The sequence below is a fragment of the Psychrobacter sp. 1Y4 genome (assembly GCF_051847555.1).
Genome location: NZ_JBPYDE010001202.1, coordinates 1 through 508, shown reverse-complemented (window position 1 = coordinate 508; position 508 = coordinate 1). Strand labels below are relative to the sequence as shown.

Here is a 508-nt window from a genome sequence, read left to right as displayed (position 1 = left end):
GTATGCACATAATAGGCAAAATCGAGAACGGTTGCACCTTTTGGTAGCTCGGTGATGTCGCCGTCACGGCTGAAAATATAGATACGCTCGAGCTCATCAAAATCAACGAGTTGCTCTTCTTCGTCAAACTCCATGTCATCTAGCTCTTCGCCTGTCATGACAGATGAGCGTGGCTGATTACGGGTCTCGTTGTTAATAGAAAGTAGCTGACGTAGCGAGCTGATTCTTTGATTTAAGTAATTGTCTTTTTTATTCTTCAAACCTTCTTTGTAGTTGACATGTGCGCACATGCCAAGCTCTGCTTCAAAGTGCATTTCTTGAGTACGAATCTGCACTTCAAGCGATTTGTTTTCGGCAATGACGGCGGTATGTAGTGAGCGGTAGCCGTTTGACTTTGGGTTGGTAATATAATCGTCAAATTGCTCAGGAATATAACGCCACAAACCGTGTACCAAGCCTAAGACGTGATAACAGTCTGAAGGGTTATTGACCAATACTCGTAATGCAC

1 protein-coding gene is annotated in these 508 nt (G+C 43.7%); it reads right to left on the bottom strand.

All coding sequences use genetic code 11. The features are described 5' to 3' along the window. Window positions 1–508, bottom strand: a 508-nt coding sequence (locus ACS8FC_RS21145) for a TGS domain-containing protein (protein ID WP_439298222.1), incomplete at both ends; no start/stop codon positions are given.